Raw genomic sequence first — 1,108 nt, forward strand, 5'->3', positions numbered from 1 at the left:
CGCCGGTCACGCTACGGCCTCCCCAGCGTCAAGCAGCAGCGAGAACGCCGCGACCGCCTGGAGAGGCACGACCGAGTTCCCGTAGGCGCGGAGCCGCTGACCGCGTGTCCCGTCACCGACCCAGTCCGCCGGGAAGCCTTGCATCCAGAGCACGAAGTCGGCGCTCAGTCGTCCTCGTTCGTCCAGAGGAGCTGGAGCTGCCCGTCCGAGGACCCGTCCCCACCTTTCGATAGCGGGGGCGTATCCGCGCCAGTCAAAGCTCGCGGGGTCCGCAGCAGCTTCGCTTCGCCGCCGAGGTTGCGGGCGTGGCCGTTCCCGGTCGTCGGCTGCGTGGTCGGCGTCGGCAGGAGCTTGCCCACCGCCCCTGGTAGACACGACTCGTCGTCCCGCTGATTGCGGCCCTTGTGATCCCGCGAGGTGGGCGTGGGAAGCAGATGCTCGACCTCGTCCGCCAACGTCGGACCGTGCCCGCCCGCCTTGCGTTTGTCCGGGTGCTGCGAACCGCCGTTGGTCCCGAGGTTCGATGTGGGGGTCTTGAGCAGCGCCGTGTCCGGTGTCGACAGCAGCGAAGAACAGCCGCTCGCGGCGGTGCGGGGCACCAATGTCGGAAGCTCGTAGACACGTCCACCGCACGCAATACCCGAGGGCGGAAAGGTCAGCGAGGACTCGGTCGAACCCCAGGGAAAGGTGGCCTCGGACGTTCTCAGCGAACACGACGCGGGGTCGTAGTGCCCGAATGGCGTCGAGGAAGTGCGGCCACAGGTATCGTTCATCGGCTTCCCCTAGTCGCTTGCCCGCTGAGGAGAACGGCGGGCACGGGTAGCCGCCGCAGAGCGCGTCCACCGCAGGCACGCTCGACCAGTCGACCTCGGTGACGTCGGGATAGCGGATCGCGTCGGGCCAGTGGCGGGCCAACTGGTCACGGCACCACCCGTCGATCTCGACCTGCCACACCGTGGCGTAGCCGAACTGTTCGACGGCGAGGTCCAGCCCACCCACCCCACTGAACAGCGACCCCAGCCGGCCGGTCACGACGCCTCCCACAATGTGCGGGGCAGCGACCGGTAGGCGCGGTCGTCACGCGGCCGTGACGGCGTGGACCAGCCTT

At 69.1% G+C, this 1,108-nt stretch carries 1 protein-coding gene; it reads right to left on the reverse strand.

Annotated elements, in window-relative coordinates; all coding sequences use genetic code 11:
• Positions 1–164 precede the first annotated feature (164 nt).
• The gene (locus WD794_02560) at positions 165–773 is read right to left on the reverse strand and encodes a hypothetical protein (protein ID MEX2289195.1); all 609 of its coding nucleotides are present in this window, start codon (positions 771–773) and stop codon (positions 165–167) included.
• Positions 774–1,108: the final 335 nt, after the last annotated feature.

Source organism: Mycobacteriales bacterium (assembly GCA_040902655.1).
Lineage (GTDB): Bacteria > Actinomycetota > Actinomycetes > Mycobacteriales > SCTD01 > SCTD01.

What these genes read in the sequence shown, in the direction of transcription:
- WD794_02560 (MEX2289195.1), bottom strand. Translation starts at nt 773, where the DNA reads ATGAACGATACCTGTGGCCGCACTTCCTCGACGCCATTCGGGCACTAC.